Source organism: Burkholderia sp. JPY481, from assembly GCF_038900515.1.
In the GTDB taxonomy this organism is placed as follows: Bacteria; Pseudomonadota; Gammaproteobacteria; order Burkholderiales; family Burkholderiaceae; genus Paraburkholderia; species Paraburkholderia youngii.
In genome coordinates this window covers 62,553-79,580 of sequence record NZ_JAYMRT010000024.1, presented here as the reverse complement: position 1 = coordinate 79,580, position 17,028 = coordinate 62,553, and the positions used below count along the sequence as shown (strand labels likewise).

The window sequence follows — 17,028 nt, the reverse complement described above, 5'->3', positions numbered from 1 at the left end:
GAATATCGCGCTTGTACTGGTCGAACTTGCCGGACGCAAACAATCCCCGTGGCGGCACGAGGATCTTGTGCAGTTCATTGACCACCGACGATTTGCCGATGCCCGAATAACCGGAAACCAGCACGAGTTCGGGCACGCCATTGCCGAGAATCCGGTCGAACGTGGTGACCAGGGTATCGACTTCCCGCTCACGTCCGTAAAGCTTCTCGGGGATCATCAGCCGGTCGGGGGTGCCGTGCTCGTCCAGCGGAAAGTCGTCGATGCGACCTTGACGCTGCCAGTCCGCGAGGCAACGCCGCAGATCATGCTCGACACCGGCGGCAGTCTGATAACGCTCCTCGGCGGTCTTGGCGAGCAGCTTCATGACGATGCGGGAGATGACGGCGGGGATGGCTTCCATCCGCGCGTTGGGTGCCAATGGCGTTCTGGCGATATGGCAGTGCACCCATTCCATCGCGTCCGTGGCGGCAAACGGCAGGACGCCTGTCAGCATCTGATAGAACGTGACGCCGAGCGCATACAGATCGCTGCGCGAATCGATCGAGCGGTTCATCCGGCCGGTCTGCTCGGGCGCCATGTAGGCAAGTGTTCCGGCGATGGTTTCGGGTGGCTCGGGCGCCTGGCGCTCGCGTGGCAGGCGCGAGGCCAGGCCGAAGCCGGTCAGTCGCGGCTGTCCATCGGTGCAATGCACGAGGATATGCGCGGGCTTCAGATCCTTATGGACCAGGCCGCGTTGATGAAGCTTGCCTAGCGCAGCCGCAATGCCGCAAGCGATTTCGAGGAAGTACCCGATCTCGAGTGGTGTGCCGAGCAGACGCACGAGTGGTTCACCACCTGGATCTTCGAATGCCAACGAGACCTGTCCGTTCTCACGCACAAGCCTCAGCGGGCGCACCGCCCACGCACTGTCAAGCTCGTCCTTTAGCGCCAACTCGTGGGCAAGCCGATCGAGACTGGCGGGCATGGGTTGTTCAGCGGCAAGCCGCGCGAACAGCACATTCTGGCCGGCTGCTGCCGAGGACTTTTCTCGCCACAGGACGCGATCGCCACCGTCCCACAAAACATTTTTTTCTTTGTTATCCATCGGTGCTGCGAAGAAATCGACGACTCCCGCGGATGCAGGTTTTCTGTAAGTATACAGGTGCGCTCCGTCGCGACGTCATTATTTGTGTACATAGTCGCAGGTACAACTCTCGCACTGGCAACGTGGGTGTGTGCGACGCGACCCGGAGGTCATGAGGGAAATGAAACGCACCAGATTTCGGCTGCTGATTTGCCAAAGAAGTGGCATCGAAGCTGTAGAAGCGGACACCACGCTCGTCTTCGGCCGGCACACCCATGAGCAGTTTGGTGTGGGTCTGATCGAGCGCGGCGCACAGAAATCGACGAGCGGCCGTGGTCTCGTCGAAGCCAGTGCGGGTGACGTAATCACTGTCAACCCTGGCGAAGTGCATGACGGGGCACCGATCGGCGACGGCGGGCGCTCATGGCGAATGCTGTATCTCGACCCCGCGATCGTTGCCGAGTTGGCCACGGACATTACGGAAGGCCGCAAAGGAGCGACTTGCGAGTTCAGCCAACCAAAAGTCAGTGACCGAAGAATCGCAGCGCAATTCGCCCAACTTTTTCGGGCAATGACCGGCAACATTGCAGACACGCACGGACTGAGGGCAGACGAGACCTTGCTGCTCGTGCTAGCTGGCTTGCTCCAGCCCGCATCCGCCACACACCGGTGCATTCCAGCCGGAATCGCTTCGGCCCGCGCCTTGATCGATGACGATCCCCTAGCTATGGTGACGCTCACGGCACTCGCGGACGAAGCCGGGCTGAGCCGCTATCAGTTCCTGCGCGCTTTCGCGAAAGCGACCGGCCTCACGCCCCACGCCTACATCCTGCAGCGCCGCATTCATCACGCACGCCAGTTGATCCGTCATGGCGCGCGGCTCGCCGAAGCTGCCGCGCAAAGCGGTTTCTCCGATCAAAGCCATATGACGCGGCTGTTCGTCCGTAGTTTCGGCATGACACCGGGTGCGTACGCCGCCGGAGTCGGCTGACCGCCTACGCCTGCAATTTTGTTCAAGACCGTCGGACTGCCGACGCGGAGAATCGAGGCTCAATCTCTTTCTCCGGTGTGAGGCACGATCTTGCTATTTTTCCTTTTCCGCTGTTTTCAACGCGACATTCCAATGCGCGTCGCACGCATGCTCTGGTTTTGCGTATCCACGACGGAGAGGCCATGAGCATCGAATTTCTGGTCACGTCGCTGATCGTCGTAGCTTCGCCCGGAACCGGCGCACTCGTCACAGTGGGCGCTGGTTTGTCGCGCGGGGCGCGTGCAGCAATCGTCGCAGCATTGGGCTGTACGTTCGGCATCCTGCCGCACATGCTGGCGGCGATCACCGGTCTGGCGGCGCTCCTGCATGCGAGCGCTGTCGCGTTCTCAGCGATCAAATATGCGGGCGTCGCCTATCTGCTCTTCATTGCATGGAAAACACTCGAGGAAAAAGGACCGTTGAAGATCACGCTCGACAGCCCCGCACGCACCGACCGGGATGTGATCTTGCACGCGATCCTCGTGAATATCCTCAACCCTAAACTCTCGATCTTCTTCTTCGCATTCCTGCCGCAATTCATCGATCGCGGCGAAAACCAGCCTGCGCTTCGCATGCTGGAACTATCACTCGTCTTCATGGCGATGACGTTCGTCGTGTTCATGGCGTACGGCGTCTTCGCGGCGAGGGTCCGCGACCGCATTCTTTCGCGCCCCGATGTTCTCAAGTGGATGCGCCGGAGCTTTGCAGCCGCGTTCGTCGGAGTCGGGGTCAAGCTTGCCTTGGTGCAGCGGTAGGCTTCCTATCCCGGCACGGCGTGGGCGGACAAGTAAATCCGCCCATATAATCCTTCGATGATCGCGGCTACAAGGCCATAGCTGCGGTCAAGATCTTGGCCTTTGGCAGGGTCTCCAGTTGTTGAATATCGGCCATCAACCCTTGGGCTTGCGCACCACTCATTCCCGCCTTTTTCGTGCAATCGAGAAATTTTTGACGGAACTCGATGGGCGACATTGGATTCTTCGGTTCGCCTTTGGCAAATGCAACCGTTTTGGTAAACGTGCGGCCATCTTTCAGAGAAACGTCAAGGCGTGTAGCACCCGGTCCGCCACCCGGACGTGCCAGGCTTTTGTCTTCCGCCGTGTTGATGCGTTTGACCATTGCCAGCAGATCAGGGCGGCTGATCGCCGCCGTAGTGAAATGTTCGAATCCGACCTTATGGTCCACCAACGCGCACGCCACAACCCAAGGATTGCTGAATTGGGCGTCCACGACAGATGTTAGATTCTGCTTTTTGCCAAGCGGAAAATCGAGAAGAAGATATTCGCCCGGGCCATTGTAGATGGTGATGCTTTCCACATCAGGCGCTTCAATTTTGTTCTCTGCAAACATAGTCAGCGCAGCATCCACCGCCGTATGACTGCCACGGCACGACGGCCATGGTTTGAACGAGACCTCGGTTGCGGCAAAAGTACTTCCCAGTCCCTCGAAGAGGAGATCGCGCGAATACTTATTCCCGTGAAACTGATAATAAAAGCCACGGGGACCTTCCAGAATATTCCTGGCTCCTTGGACGCCCTGCTGAGATAGACGCGCCGCCATTACGCCGGCATAGGAAGCGAAGCCAGCGCCCATACGCTTCGTCAATGCACCATCCAGATGTGCTTGGGAATTACCCGAAGCTTGATGAAATGCAATACCCAGTGCAGATACCAGCTGATCACGCGTCAACCCCATCAGCTTGCCTGCGACAAAAGTCGAAGCAAAATAACCATAAAGACTGGTGTTGTGCCAGCCCACAATGAACGCGTCGACGCCAGGCTGTGCCGAATTGGCCAATCGACAGGCAAGGTCCACGCCCAATGCCGTAGCCGTAATTAGATCCCTGCCGCTGACATTGCCGAGCATGTCGGTTACGGCTAATGCGGCCGGAATCGTGATGACCGAGGGGTGCATGAAAGACCGCTCATAGGTATCGTCATAGTCGAGAGCGTCAGCCATGATTGCATTGACGCGAGCAGCATCCTGGGCGGGAACCTGAATACCGGTGCCCCAGATTGCGGCTTCGCGCTTACCGGCCATCTCGATGGTGAACTCGCGTATCTCTTTGGCTCCCGGCTCATTGGTGCCCCCTAAAGCCGCACCCACTGTGTCCAGAATCTGATTCTTGGTTATGGCAATTACCGCGCTCGGTAGGTTGTCATAGGTGGTCTGCAAACAATAGTCCGCAAGGGCAACGATGTCATCCGGACCAGCGGGGCTTTTTGCTGGAGGCTTCTGTGCCGCCGTCGCATCAGCATAAGCGGACGCGGGAGCCAGCATCAACCCGCCGACCGATGCAATTGAGGTATGGATAAATGATCTGCGATTTAGTTTGGTCATTTAGTTTCCTGAAACGGACTAGCGTCAACCATTGTTCTTGTATCTTCAGAGTCATAACTTGACACCGGCAGACCGGGCCGGTGAACGGTGCGTCCGCCTTGATGTCATCCGCAACGTCCACTTTCAGTGATTAAAGAAGAGAGGCGGTAGCGCAGGTATCTGTACTTTCGCAATTGCAATCAACGCACGATCCAACCTATTTTCAGGTGTGCGCACCGACTAATCACGGTCTTCATTTTGATATGCGTATTTAGACGGCTATTTGATATACATTAATGTTATGCAATATGGTTGCGATGTTGCACCTGCGGGCCAAGGACGGAAATAGGTAAATCCCCGACCTGCGCCGGGAGGATCGCCCGGCACTGGGCAGAACTCGCGAGCGTGTCAGGCGGACGGAAGGGCAGTTCGACGATTTGTACTTGAACAGGTTTCACGGTGATATCGAGGTCTGGCAGCGCAGAGCGTCGGGCGATCGCTCTGGCGGCGCTTGTTATCTGAGCCGCATGAAGCGGCCTGCGGCGGTTGGCCGGGACCCTGGCGCAATTGCGAACCGGCGCTTCGGCGATGCGTGCCTGGATGTCTCACTGGACGGCCCGCTCCGCCATCCATTGCTGTGCAGGAGGATGAAAGCCGGTCAAGCTCCTGCATGCTCGACCAAACTGACTGTAAATGTCATTCGCCGCAGAAGGTATCGCGAACATGGCATTTTCGTTCCGCCGAATGCTTATCAGGCCAAGTACGGAATGAATATTCCTATTTATTGTTTTGTGCGTGGCATACCGATTTTTACACTTGTCGCCTGTTCATACAGGAGTGCCATCCGTGAGTTCCTCTGCCCAATCGAATCTGGACACCTCATTTGAAAATCTGCGCATCCGGCGTGTGGCGGGATTGATTGGCGGAGAAGTTCAGGATTTCAAGCTCTCCCCAGCGCTCGACGAGTCCGTGATCGACACGCTCCATCGCGCGCTGGTGAAGTACAAGGTGCTGTTCTTTCGCGATCAGGGGCATCTGGACGACGTGTCGCACCAGGCGTTCGGCGCCCGATTCGGCGAAACCGTCGCGCATCCGACCGTGCCGTCGCCGGAAGGCACGGCGCTGTTCGAGCTGGATGCGTCCAAAGGTGGCGGCCGTGCAGATTCCTGGCACACGGACGTCACTTTCGTCGATGCGTTCCCGAAGATTTCCATTCTGCGCGGCGTGAAGATTCCGGCTTACGGCGGCGATACGGTGTGGGCCAACACGGCCGTCGCCTACGAACGTCTGCCGGACGATCTGAAACGGCTCGCCGACTCCCTGTGGGCCGTGCACACCAACGACTACGACTACGGTGCAGAGCGTATCGCGGGAACCGACACGCAGTCCGCCGCGGCGCGTCTCGCGCATCACCAGAACGTGTTCGTTTCGTCCGTGTACGAGGCTGAGCATCCGATCGTGCACGTGCATCCAGTGTCGGGCGAAAGGGCGTTGCTGTTGGGCCACTTCATCAAACGCATCGTGGGGTTGTCGAGTTCGGAGTCCGCGCGAATCTTCGAGATCCTGCAAAACCGCGTGATCCGCCTCGAAAACACCGTGCGCTGGCAGTGGCGTCAGAACGATGTGGCGATCTGGGACAACCGCGCAACGCAACACTACGCGGTGAACGATTACGGCACCCAGGAGCGCCTCGTGCGTCGCGTGACGGTGGCGGGTGAGCGCGCGGTTTCCGTCGACGGGCGTCATAGCCGCACGCTGCGGCGGCCGGAACGTACAACGCAAGTGGACTCGCCGCAGACCACGCGCGAGCCGGCCGCTTCCGCCGCCTGAGCGGGTTCGACAATAACCAATACTAGACTCTCCGCACATGACACAACGACGACGCCTGCTTCAGGCCGCCGCCGTACTCGGCGCAACGGCGATGCTGCCGGGCCTGGTTCGCGCGCAATCCGGCGCAAAGAAGTACGCCGGTGTGACGCTCAACGTATCGGTGTTCAGCACCGCATACACGAAACTGCTTCAGCAATGGTTGCCGGAATTCGAAGCAGCGAGCGGCGCGAAGGTCAACTTCGACACACCTTCGTTTCCGGTCTACAACCAGCGCGCCGATCTCGAGTTGTCCACGCGGGGTTCCGCATATGACGTGCTGAACGTCACGTTCATCTACAGCAGCCGCTGGATCAATTCGGGCTGGCTGACCCCGCTCGACGACTTCATCAAGAATCCAGCGCTCACCGCGACGGACTGGGACGTCAAGGATTTCCTGCCGGGCGCGCTTGCGTCTGAAACCGGCAAGGATGGCAAGCTATATGGCATCCCCTGGAATGCCGAAGCACTGTTGTCCGGCTCTTCGCGCTTCGATCTCGTGAAGGCAGCGGGCTACGCGTATCCCGACACGACCGACGATCTCGTCAAGGTGCTGAGGGCCGTCAACAAGAAAGAACGCGTCGCGGGTTACGTCGCGGACAGCCACTACGGCTGGACCTTCGTGCCGTATCTGCAGGCATTCGGTGGCAATGTGTTCCGCTCGCCGCCGGACGACCTGTTTCCCACGCTCGACACACCTGAGGCGATCGCCGCCGCCGAGTATTACGCGAACCTGATCAGCGAGTTCGGCCCGGACGGTGGCGTGACCTACACGCCCGATCAGGTCACGCAGGCCCTGATGCTCGGCCGCACGAATTTTGCGGATGCCGGTCAGATCTACCTCGCCCAACTCGGCGACCCCGCGGCGAGCAGGACCGTGAAGACGGCGAGCTTCGGGCTCGTGCCGAAGGGACCGGCCGGACGCTTTCCCGGTGTCGCGGTGCATGGCCTGGGCATTCCCGCCGGCTCGAAGAACAAGGAAGCGGCGTGGTCATTCATTCAGTGGGCGCTGTCGAAGCAGATCACACGGCGAACCGTCGCAGCCGGTTACGGATCGCCCGCGCGGCGTTCGGACATCGACTCGAAGGAATTCCGCACGCGGCAGCTGATCAATGGTCACGATCTTGCGGAGCTCTCACTTCAATCCATCGATCTCGCGGCGAAATCCGGTCATATGAAGTACCGCACGGTCGCGGTCTATCCGCAGGTCGATCAGCAGCTCAACGCGGCGATCGCGCGCATCGCGACGAAGCAGCTGTCGGCACGCCAGGCGATGCAGCAGGCGCAAGCGGCGTCGATTGCGGAACTGAGACGGGCCGGCATCAAGATCTGACGGCTACGACATGTCCACGCCATTACATCCCTCGGCGAGCTGGGCGTCGCAACAGCGGCGCGCATTCCTGATGGGGCTGACACCGTCGTTGATCGCGTTGGCGGCCGTTACGCTCGTGCCAACCGTGGTGCTCGTCGTCGTCAGTCTGACTCCGCTGAGCCTCACGAACCCGGTTGCGAGTTTTCGCTTCGACGATCCGCTCGTGAACTATCGGCAACTGCTGCACGACACGCGTTTTCTGGATTCGGTGCGCACGCAGCTCAAGCTGTCGCTGGCGAGCGTAACGTCACAGCTGGCCATCGGCCTCGGGCTTGCGCTGCTGCTCGACGGTAAGTCGGCGTTGCTCAGGGGTGTGCGTACCGTCTTTCTGATTCCAATGGTGTTGCCGCCGATTGTCGCCGCGCTGATCTGGAAGATCCTTTATTCGCCGGATATCAGCCCGCTGCATCGTGCGCTGGAGTCGGCCGGTTATCCAGTGAGTTCGTTGATCGCGAATCCGTCGACCGCGCTATGGGCAGTCGCCGCCGCCGACACGTGGCAATGGTTCCCGTTCACGATGCTAATGGTGCTGGCCACATTGCAGACGATTCCCGACGATCCGCTCGAAGCGGCGAGCCTCGATGGCGCGGGGCGCTGGCAATTGTTTCGCTACATCATGCTGCCATACCTGCGTCCGGTGCTGGTGGTCTGCGGATTGTTCCGGCTCATCGACAGCTTCAAGGCGTTCCCATTGATCTACGTGTTGACCAACGGCGGTCCCGGCACCGTAACAGAAGTCACCAACTACTACAGCTTCATCGAGGCGTTCAATTTCTCTTATTGGGGCTACGGGAGTGCGATCGCGACGGTCATCCTCGTCGGTGTCTTCCTGCTGAGCTGGCTGGTCGGCAAACTCGGATGGAATAGTCATGACGCAGACTAGTACTTCGATCAATCGCGATCTGCCCGGCGCAATTGGACTGAGCAAAGACGGACACACGTCACCTGTCGGTCGCCGACGCCGCAAGGGCACGCGGAAGTATCGGCTGGGCGCGGCGTTGCAACGTCATGCACGCGCCGCGGTAGTCGTCGCGCTACTGCTGGTGCTGCTGTTTCCGTTCCTGTGGCTCGTGCAACTGGCGTTGCGTCCCGCTGACACGATCTTCGACGACGGCCTGCTCTTCAAGCCGACGCTCGATGCCTTCAGAGGCCTCTTTCATAGCAGCTTCGTAGGCTCGTTCGTGAACAGCCTCATCGTCAGCACGCTGTCCACGCTGCTTTCGTTGCTGATCGGCGTGCCGGCGGCTTACACGCTGACACGCTGGAAGTTTCGCGCACGCAAGCAGGTCGCGCTATGGATTCTGACCACGCGTATGGCGCCGCCGATCGCGTTCACGATTCCGTTCTATCTCGCGTACCGGTGGCTCGGACTTCAGGACACTATCGCGGGACTGGTGATCGTGTATCTGACATTCAATCTGGCGATTGTCGTCTGGCTGATGCAAACCTTCTTCGACGCCGTGCCGCGCACACTCGAAGAAGCCGCACAGATCGACGGCTGCGGCATCTGGCAAGCCTTCTGGCGCGTCACGCTGCCGCTTGCAGCGCCTGGACTCGCGGCCACCGCCGTGCTGTGCTTCATCTTCTCGTGGAACGACTTCTTCTACGCCTTGATTCTCACGCGGACCAATGCGATCACCGCGCCGGTGGCGATCGTGAATTTTCTCCAGTACGAAGGCTGGGAATGGACCAAGGTCGCCGCCGCCGGCACGCTGGTCATGCTGCCGGTCGTTCTGTTCACGGTACTCGTCCGTACATACCTGGTGCGCGGCCTGACCGCGGGCGGACTGAAGGACTAGAAAGAATTGCGAAATAAAGGATTCAACGCGCTATGTCTTCGCTCAGCATCCGCAACGTCCACAAACGCTACGACAATACCGAGGCCATTCGCGGCATCGATGTCGAAATCGCCGAAGGAGAATTCGTGGCGCTCGTCGGTCCGTCGGGCTGCGGAAAATCTACGTTGCTGCGGATGATCGCTGGACTGGAGTCGGTCACAGAAGGCGACATCATGCTAGGCGATCAATCGATCAACGACGTCGCGCCGAAAGATCGCAACATCGCGATGGTGTTCCAGAATTACGCGCTTTATCCGCATATGACTGTCGCGCAGAATCTTGCGTTTTCTCTGCAATTAAAGGGCGCGTCGAAGGCAGAGATGGCGGCACGCGTGAACGACGTCGCGCAGAGCCTTGGACTGACTCCGCTGCTCGAACGCCTGCCGCGCCAGTTATCGGGTGGACAAAGACAGCGCGTCGCGATGGGCCGCGCGATCGTGCGTCAACCGCAAGCATTCCTGTTCGACGAGCCTCTGTCGAATCTCGACGCGAGCCTGCGCGTCAAGATGCGCACGGAGATCAAGGCCTTGCATCAGCGCCTGCGCACCACCACGATTTACGTAACGCACGATCAGGTCGAAGCGATGACGATGGCTGACCGCATCGTCGTCCTCAAGGATGGATTGGTCGAACAGGTGGGCACGCCGCTTGAACTTTATGACACGCCGCGCAATGCGTTCGTTGCGGGGTTCATCGGCTCGCCGTCGATGAATTTCATTCACGGACACCTGGACCTCAACAACGGTGCACACGTGGTAACGGACGGTGGCCTGCAATTGCCGTTGGCGGCCAGGCCGAACGCAGAGCAAGGAGCCCGCGTGATTTATGGCGCGAGGCCTGAGGACTTCCGGCTCGATGCAAGCGGACGCGGCTTGCCGGCTGAAGTGGTGGTAGTGGAACCGACCGGGTCGGAGACGCAGATAGCGGTGCGTTTTGCCGGCCAGGATCTCATCGTCGCGTATCGTGAGCGTATCGATGCCCGGCCGGGGGACCGAATCCATCTGCTCCCGCGCGGGGAGCGGACACATCTGTTCGATGCGCACAGCGGAGCGCGGTTGAACTAAGAGTAAAGAGGCAAGGATCTTCGCTGCCGCTGTTACGCCACGGCCCCAGGCTAAAGGCCTTCACGCTGCTGCGCAAACTGCAGGAAGCGCATCCCGGGCCGTTTCCCGACAGTCGCGTGTTGACGATGGAAAGAACTTGCGCGTATCGTCGTGCAAACCACGCGCCACAGCGAACTGGAGACCACCCGGAATGCCTATCAATGTCGCCAACTGTCGGACCCTCCCGACCACGGTATCGACCGGTAACTTCAATGGCGGGGCGTTCGTGCCGCTGGTCAACGGCTTGCACCGCCACTACACGGCGGCGAACTGCCGGGTCAACCTGAATCCGGCGATGAATGTTGGCGTCGGCATTGCCGGACTCACGAGCCTGAATCCGCAGGCCGCGCCCGCCGGTGACACCTATTTCCTGCCGTTCGCGACCGACGAAATCACTTCGATGGTGCTCCCGCCGCCCGGCGGCGGAGGCGCGCCGCAGTCGTTTCTGACGACCAACCTGTCGGGCTGCATGGTCTACGTCGACCGCGTGCATGGCGTACCGGGGTCCATCGTCGTCTACCACGCGAACAACCAGTCCAATGCGCCGGGCGGTCACCTGGGCGGCTTGCAGCCGACGCTGGAACTGCCGGCTTGCACCGCTTACCTGAATAACCTGTACAACACCGCGCGCGGCCACCTTGCGGCGGCTCCGTTCGGGCTGAACCTGCTGCCGCTCGGCAACGTGGCCAAGCCGGCCTACAACGCCGGCGCGATGGCCGAGGTCAACCGCAAGCTCGGGCAGTCGCGCACGAACGTCGAGTTCACCGGCGGCACCATCGTGTTTGGCCGAGCGAACGGCGCACACTGGGAACTCTTCTGGGCGACCTACGGCAGTTGTGAATACGACCGCCCCGCCTATGCGCCCAAAGCGTGGTTCGGGCACGGCCACCGCAATCCGACGGGCAGTACCAATCCTAACTACCGGGTGCTCGGGTCGGCGCGATTCGTCTAGCGGGAGCCCTGGCGGAAAAGCACGCGAAGTGCACGACGACGCGAGGTGCGCAACGCGCCGGCCACACATTGTGTCTGCCGCACAGTGGGCGCGCGCAGATAGGCGACACGCAAGCCCGCACCCAGCGTTTTGGAAAAGCCGGTGACGTACCACGTCAGTTCGGGGGCGAGCGTGGCAAGTGCCACACGCTTGTTCGATGGCAGCCATCCGTATGCGTCGTCTTCGATGATGGGGACGTCCGCTCGCCAGATCCTCTTCGATCGGACCCGCTATCACGAGATACGCCGGCTTTCGGCTTTCAGTCAGCCGTTCGAGCCAGTGATGCGTGAGACTGTCCATGCCAGTAATTCCCAATGCGGATTCCTGACTGCCTTTGTCCAAAAGTTGCACAGCGATATGTCACCGATGGCCTTGGTCGCATCACTAGATGCAAGCGCTGGGCAGTTCCCACAGATATGGTATCGACGGTGCGGCACCGGTTCGAGTCACGCAAATAGCTGCGGCAGATTGGGCGAACTTCACGGCTTTCGTGTCGGATGCTCCCGCGACGATCGCCGTCGCGAACGCTCCGGCGAACGTGTCGCCGGCTCCCGTAGAGTCGATCGCAACGACCGGTTCCGCAGGAAGGAACTCGATGCGTGGTTCGTTCTCGCCCGCAAAGCATGTGACCGCGCCCTTCGCGCCCAGCGTCACCAGAACGTTTCGTGCGCCGGCAGCCCGGAGCGCGTGCGCCGCCGACATCGCATCCTCGACGGAGTCGAGCGGTTGTCCGGACAGAATAGCGGCTTCGACCTCGTTCACGACGAGATACTCGACGAGCTTCAGGAGATGCGCCGGTAGCACGCCTCGAACCGGTGAAGCATTGAGCAGCACGGGTACGCTGGCCTCATTGGCCATGGCGAGGATTCGTTCGACTGTCGACATCGGCATCGTCAGTTCGCAGAGGATCAGCCGCGGCGTCGGACAGGCCTGCAGATGGCGAGCGGCCAAGTCAGGCGTGAGCTTGCCGTTGCTTCCTTCGACCGTAACGATCGAATTGCATCCGCTCGGATCGACGACGACCATCGCAATGCCGCTCGCACAGCCGGGAATCACTGAAACGCCGGCGCAGTCGATGCGGTCGGTTTCGAGGCTCGCGCGCAGCCTCGGCCCGAATTCGTCATCGCCGACGCAGGCGATGAGCGACACGTTCGCACCGAGACGCGCTGCGGCAATCGCCTGATTGCCTGCCTTGCCGCCAGGCGCGACCATGAACTGCTCGCCGCTCAGCGTTTCGCCGGGGCGCGGCAGGTGCGGCACATACACCGTGAAATCCATGTTCACGCTTCCGACCACGACAATTCGCGGCAACGGATCGTCTCTCATGTCGTCATGTCGAAAAATCATCCATCAGCGGCGCGACCGGACCGGTGCGCTCGAACCCGTTCACAGTCGCTCGACCGTGACACCGCTGAGAAGGATAACGCTTTCCGCTGCGAAATGAGAGCAGAGCTCAGGGACCGAGGATTCGCTGTCAGGCGAGCCGGGCGGATACCTGCAAGACGATCTCGCTGCCGTCGGTCGCCGCGGTGACGCCAGTCAGGTCGTGCACCCGCAGTGTTTCCCCGAGCCCCGCCGCGGACGACGCCCATGCGACCGCGACCACCTTCGCGCCCGCGGCGATGCCGGCAGCGATGCCCGCAGGCGCATCTTCGAACACCACCGCGTCGCGCGCCTCGAGACCCATGCGACGAGCCGCCATCTCGAAGCCGTCCGGCGCGGGTTTGCCGCGCGCGACGTCTTCGGCGCTGACGATAAACGGCGGGACCGGCAATCCAGCCGCCTGCAGGCGCCTGCTCGCGAGGGCCTTGTCCGCGGAGGTGACCACCGCCCACCGATTCGGGGGCAGCGACCTCAGCAGTTCTGCCGCGCCCGGAATAGCGAGGATGCCGTCGACATCTTCGCGCTCGCGCCGCATCAGCGCGAGCGTATCGGCTTCGACGTCGGCGCCTGCCGGCGCGAGCGCGCTCAAGGTGTCGATGGTGCGGCGTCCATGCGCTTCACGGATGACTAGGGCGGGATCGAGTCCGTAACGCTCGGCCCACTCCGTGTACGCGCGGTGCATCGGAGCGCGGGAATCGAGCAGGGTGCCGTCCATGTCGAACAGGACGCAGGTACAGCGCAGAAAGTCGGGTTGTCGATGCATTGTCTGAAGTATTGGTGAGTCAGCCGGCGATAAGCAGTTCGACGCCCATGTTCGCGGCGGCCGACCGTGCCTCGTCCGGCAGGTCGTCGTCGCAAACCCAGGCAGAAACTTTCTCGAATGGCGCGATGGACACGAATCCTCGCTGGCCCCACTTGGTGCTGTCGGCGAGCGCGCAAATGCGTCGGCTGCGTTCGATCGCTACATGCTTGAGTTGTGTTTCGAGCTGGTTGGCATTGGTCCAGCCGGCCTCGAGGTCGACGCCGCGAGCGCCCATGAAGAACAGGTCGAAGTGAAGTTGCCCGACTTGGGCGATAGCGACGGGACCGACGGTCGCAAGCCCATTGCGATAAAGCTCACCGCCTATGAGATGGACGTCGTAGGCCGGGTGACCGGCCAGTTCCATCGCCAGATTGATGCCGTGCGTGACGACGGAAAGCTGGTTGACGCCGGGCAGCCCGTCGCGGATCCGGCGCGCGAGTTCCATGGCTGTCGTGCCGGAGTCGAGGTAGACGACCATGCCGTCCAGAATCAACTCGGCTGCGCACTGGCCGATGCGTTGCTTCTGCGTCTGCCCTTCGCGCGCCCTTAACGGATAGTCGACTTCCGAATCGACGAGCACTGCGCCGCCGTGCACGCGACGCAGCCGCCCCTGTTCTTCGAGCACCTGCAGGTCGCGCCTCACGGTCATCGTGGACAAAGAGAATTGCTGCGCGAGATCAGTCACGCGGCACTGACCGCCTCGTGCCAGCGCATCGAGGATCAGTTCCCGACGGTGTTCAGCCAGTACGCTTTCCGTTGTGTTCTTTTCGGACGTGGGCATGAAAGTCCCGGTTCGTGTTGCCGCTATGAAAGCGCGCCGTGCAAATGATCGAGCCGCTATTTTAGTCCTTCCACGGGGGCGGGCGTTCTGGCCTGTCCATAGTATGCGCCGGCGCCATGCTTGCGCAGATAGTGCTTGCGGATCAGTGTTTCCTTGATCGGCGGCGTCACCGGATTGATGGTTCGGGTCAGGTAGGCCATCTGTGCAATTTCTTCGAGCACGCGGCTGTTATAGACGGCCTTCTGCGCCGACTTGCCCCATGTGAACGGCCCATGACAGGCCACGATCACCATTTCGACTTCGCGAGGATTCGCGCCGCGCAGCCGCTCAACGATCTGGCGGCCTGTCTCGACTTCGTAATCGCGCTCGATGGCCTCGTCGCTCATCGGTTCCGTCACCGGGATGGGCTCGGTCAGGTGGTCGGCGTGCGTCGTTCCGAACACGGGGATCTCACGACAGGCCTGCGCCCAGGCGACCGCATACATCGAATGGGAGTGGCAGATCCCGCCGATACCCTCGAATTCCCGGTACAGCACCGCATGCGTATTCGTATCCGAAGACGGTCTTCCGGTACCTTCCACGACGCGCCCTTCGAGGTCGACGACGACCATCGCATCTGCACGAAGCTCTTCGTAGGGGACACCGCTGGGCTTGATCGCGAACACGCCACGGCTCGCATCGAACGCGCTGACGTTGCCGAACGTGTAGATGGCGAGACCCTGCTTCGGGATCTCGAGATTCGCCTCGTAAGCCTCGCGTTTCAGCTCAGTGAACATGATGTGTCTTCGGTTTCCGATACGGGATGTAATCGATCGCGCATGGCACGCTCGACGAGCGCGCCATACGACTGGTACGTGCGGTACAGTTGCTCGTAAGCCTCACGGCCTTTCGCGCTCGGCCGGTAGACATGCTCGAAGCCGGCCCCCATCTCGATCTGCGCCTGTTCCGCCGTCTCGTGCAGGCCGGCCGCCACGGCGGCGAACATCGCTGCGCCTAGCGCCACGGCCTGGTCGGCTGCGGTCACGCGAATTTCCTTGCCGAACACGTCGGCTGCGATCTGCATGTTCAGCGGAGACTTCCGCGCCACACCGCCGACAGCGATCACGTCGTCGATCCGCACGCCTTCGTTCTGGAACTGCTCGACGATGGCTCGCGCGCCAAACGCTGTCGCTTCGATCAACGCCCGATAAATCTTCGGAGCGTCGCTGCCGAGCGACAGCCCGAAGATCGCCCCCCGCAACCGCTGGTCGGCGAACGGCGTGCGGCGCCCGTTCAACCAGTCGATGGCGACGATGCCGGTCGTTTGCGGATCCTCGCCCGCGGCCGCGCGTTCGAGAGCGGGCAGGATGCGCGCGGCGAGCGCCTCACGTTGCGGCCCGCTCAGATCGGTTTCGTCGAGCAGACCCAGCGGCCACGACAGCAAGCGCCGAAACCATGCATATACGTCGCCAAAGGCCGACTGACCGGCCTCGAGTCCAGTCATGCCTCGAATCACCGAGCCGTCGACCTGGCCGCAGATGCCTCGCACGACGCTGCCGGCGACTTCCTCGTTCGGCACGACCACGACATCGCACGTCGAAGTGCCCATCACCTTCACCAGCGTGTGCGCGCGAGCGCCGGCTCCGACCGCGCCCATGTGCGCATCGAACGCGCCGACGCCGACGACGACGTCGGTCGTCAGTCCCAGCGCCTGAGACCATTCGGGCGTCAGATGCCCCGCCGGCACATCCGCCGTGAAAGTGTCGTCATACAGACGCTCGCGCACGCCAGCCAGCAGCGGATCGAGACGGGTCAGAAACGCTTCGCTCGGCAAGCCGTCGAACGACTGATGCCACATGGCCTTGTGCCCGGCCGCGCAGCGGCTGCGGCGCATCTGGTCGGGGCGCGTCGTGCCGCTCAGCAGCGCCGGCATCCAGTCGCAGTGCTCGACCCAGCTGTAAGTCGCGGCCCGAACTTGCGGATCGACACGGAACACATGCAGCATGTTCGACCAGAACCACTCGGCGGAGTAGACACCGCCGACGAAGCGCGTGTAGTCCTCGCCATCCCACCCGTGGGCGAGCCGGTTGATCTCTTCCGCCTCGCGCACGGCGGTGTGGTCTTTCCAGAGCACGAACATCGCATTCGGATTGTCGCGAAACGCCGGCGTCAGCGACAGTGGCGTTCCGTGCTCATCGACCGCGACCGACGTCGAACCCGTGGTCGCTATCGAAATGCCAGCGATCAGCCTGCGCGCGGCATCGCCCGCCTCATCGAGCGACCCGCGCACGGCCTGCGTCATCGCCTCGATGTAGTCGAGCGGATGTTGCCGATAGACCCCATGATCGGGGTCGCAGTAGCGTCCCTCGCTCCATCTGCGGTAGAAGGCGACTGCGCTGCCGCGTTGCTCGCCTGTGGCAGCATCGACGACGAGACTGCGGCATGAGTCGGTACCAAAGTCGACACCGATGACGAATCTTTGCTGGTCCGGATGGATCATG

16 protein-coding genes and 1 pseudogene are annotated in these 17,028 nt (G+C 61.4%); 9 read left to right on the top strand and 8 right to left on the bottom strand.

Annotation, left to right across the window (positions count from 1 at the left end; translation table 11 throughout):
• On the bottom strand, nucleotides 1-1,084 hold a 1,084-nt coding region (locus VSR82_RS34225; protein ID WP_498858482.1), incomplete at its 3' end, for a protein kinase domain-containing protein.
• 160 nt (nucleotides 1,085-1,244) lie between these two features.
• On the opposite strand from VSR82_RS34225, the gene VSR82_RS34220 reads away from it, so the two are divergent.
• Both VSR82_RS34220 and VSR82_RS34215 read left to right on the top strand, forming a co-directional pair.
• On the top strand, nucleotides 1,245-2,054 hold the full coding sequence (locus VSR82_RS34220; protein WP_429462783.1) for an AraC family transcriptional regulator: 810 nt from the start codon (nucleotides 1,245-1,247) through the stop codon (nucleotides 2,052-2,054).
• A gap of 182 nt (nucleotides 2,055-2,236) precedes the next feature.
• Nucleotides 2,237-2,848, top strand: coding sequence for a LysE family translocator (locus VSR82_RS34215; RefSeq protein ID WP_429462782.1), 612 nt, complete (start codon nucleotides 2,237-2,239; stop codon nucleotides 2,846-2,848).
• Between the two features lie 67 nt (nucleotides 2,849-2,915).
• Here the strand turns inward: VSR82_RS34215 and VSR82_RS34210 are convergent, their stop codons facing one another.
• The gene (locus VSR82_RS34210) at nucleotides 2,916-4,433 is read right to left on the bottom strand and encodes an MmgE/PrpD family protein (protein WP_429462781.1); all 1,518 of its coding nucleotides are present in this window, start codon (nucleotides 4,431-4,433) and stop codon (nucleotides 2,916-2,918) included.
• 422 nt (nucleotides 4,434-4,855) lie between these two features.
• On the opposite strand from VSR82_RS34210, the gene VSR82_RS34205 reads away from it, so the two are divergent.
• The 7 genes from VSR82_RS34205 (at nucleotide 4,856) to VSR82_RS34175 (ending at nucleotide 11,543) form a co-directional block, all read left to right on the top strand.
• Nucleotides 4,856-5,299 carry a hypothetical protein gene (locus VSR82_RS34205; RefSeq protein WP_429462780.1) on the top strand — a complete coding sequence of 148 codons (444 nt, stop codon included), beginning with the start codon at nucleotides 4,856-4,858 and terminating at the stop codon, nucleotides 5,297-5,299.
• Nucleotides 5,259-6,242 carry a TauD/TfdA dioxygenase family protein gene (locus VSR82_RS34200; protein WP_429462779.1) on the top strand — a complete coding sequence of 328 codons (984 nt, stop codon included), beginning with the start codon at nucleotides 5,259-5,261 and terminating at the stop codon, nucleotides 6,240-6,242. Before VSR82_RS34205 ends, VSR82_RS34200 begins: the two co-directional genes overlap by 41 nt.
• 37 nt (nucleotides 6,243-6,279) lie before the next feature.
• Nucleotides 6,280-7,611, top strand: a complete 1,332-nt coding sequence (locus tag VSR82_RS34195; protein ID WP_429462778.1) for an ABC transporter substrate-binding protein — start codon at nucleotides 6,280-6,282, stop codon at nucleotides 7,609-7,611.
• 10 nt (nucleotides 7,612-7,621) lie between these two features.
• Nucleotides 7,622-8,533, top strand: coding sequence for a carbohydrate ABC transporter permease (locus VSR82_RS34190; protein WP_429462777.1), 912 nt, complete (start codon nucleotides 7,622-7,624; stop codon nucleotides 8,531-8,533).
• Nucleotides 8,520-9,449, top strand: coding sequence for a carbohydrate ABC transporter permease (locus VSR82_RS34185; protein WP_429462776.1), 930 nt, complete (start codon nucleotides 8,520-8,522; stop codon nucleotides 9,447-9,449). The genes VSR82_RS34190 and VSR82_RS34185 overlap by 14 nt, the downstream gene beginning before the upstream one ends.
• Nucleotides 9,450-9,481: 32 nt before the next feature.
• Complete coding sequence (locus tag VSR82_RS34180; RefSeq protein ID WP_429462775.1) at nucleotides 9,482-10,552, top strand: ABC transporter ATP-binding protein; 1,071 nt, start codon at nucleotides 9,482-9,484, stop codon at nucleotides 10,550-10,552.
• Between the two features lie 190 nt (nucleotides 10,553-10,742).
• On the top strand, nucleotides 10,743-11,543 hold the full coding sequence (locus VSR82_RS34175; protein WP_368584286.1) for a hypothetical protein: 801 nt from the start codon (nucleotides 10,743-10,745) through the stop codon (nucleotides 11,541-11,543).
• Between the two features lie 41 nt (nucleotides 11,544-11,584).
• Here VSR82_RS34175 and VSR82_RS34170 read toward each other — a convergent pair.
• From VSR82_RS34170 to VSR82_RS34145, 6 genes and pseudogenes are all read right to left on the bottom strand, one after another.
• Nucleotides 11,585-11,788 (bottom strand): annotated as a pseudogene (locus VSR82_RS34170) (PLP-dependent aminotransferase family protein); the annotation flags it as partial.
• Between the two features lie 178 nt (nucleotides 11,789-11,966).
• On the bottom strand, nucleotides 11,967-12,908 hold the full coding sequence (locus VSR82_RS34165) for a ribokinase (protein ID WP_368584285.1): 942 nt from the start codon (nucleotides 12,906-12,908) through the stop codon (nucleotides 11,967-11,969).
• A gap of 148 nt (nucleotides 12,909-13,056) precedes the next feature.
• Nucleotides 13,057-13,728, bottom strand: a complete 672-nt coding sequence (locus VSR82_RS34160) for an HAD-IA family hydrolase (protein ID WP_429462774.1) — start codon at nucleotides 13,726-13,728, stop codon at nucleotides 13,057-13,059.
• A 19-nt stretch (nucleotides 13,729-13,747) separates the two neighbouring features.
• Entirely contained in the window at nucleotides 13,748-14,548 is an 801-nt protein-coding gene (locus VSR82_RS34155; protein WP_368584283.1) for a DeoR/GlpR family DNA-binding transcription regulator, read from the bottom strand.
• A gap of 56 nt (nucleotides 14,549-14,604) precedes the next feature.
• Nucleotides 14,605-15,324, bottom strand: a complete 720-nt coding sequence (locus tag VSR82_RS34150; RefSeq protein WP_368584282.1) for an L-ribulose-5-phosphate 4-epimerase — start codon at nucleotides 15,322-15,324, stop codon at nucleotides 14,605-14,607.
• Nucleotides 15,309-17,027, bottom strand: coding sequence for a ribulokinase (locus VSR82_RS34145; RefSeq protein WP_498858481.1), 1,719 nt, complete (start codon nucleotides 17,025-17,027; stop codon nucleotides 15,309-15,311). The genes VSR82_RS34150 and VSR82_RS34145 overlap by 16 nt, the downstream gene beginning before the upstream one ends.
• Nucleotide 17,028 lies beyond the last annotated feature (1 nt).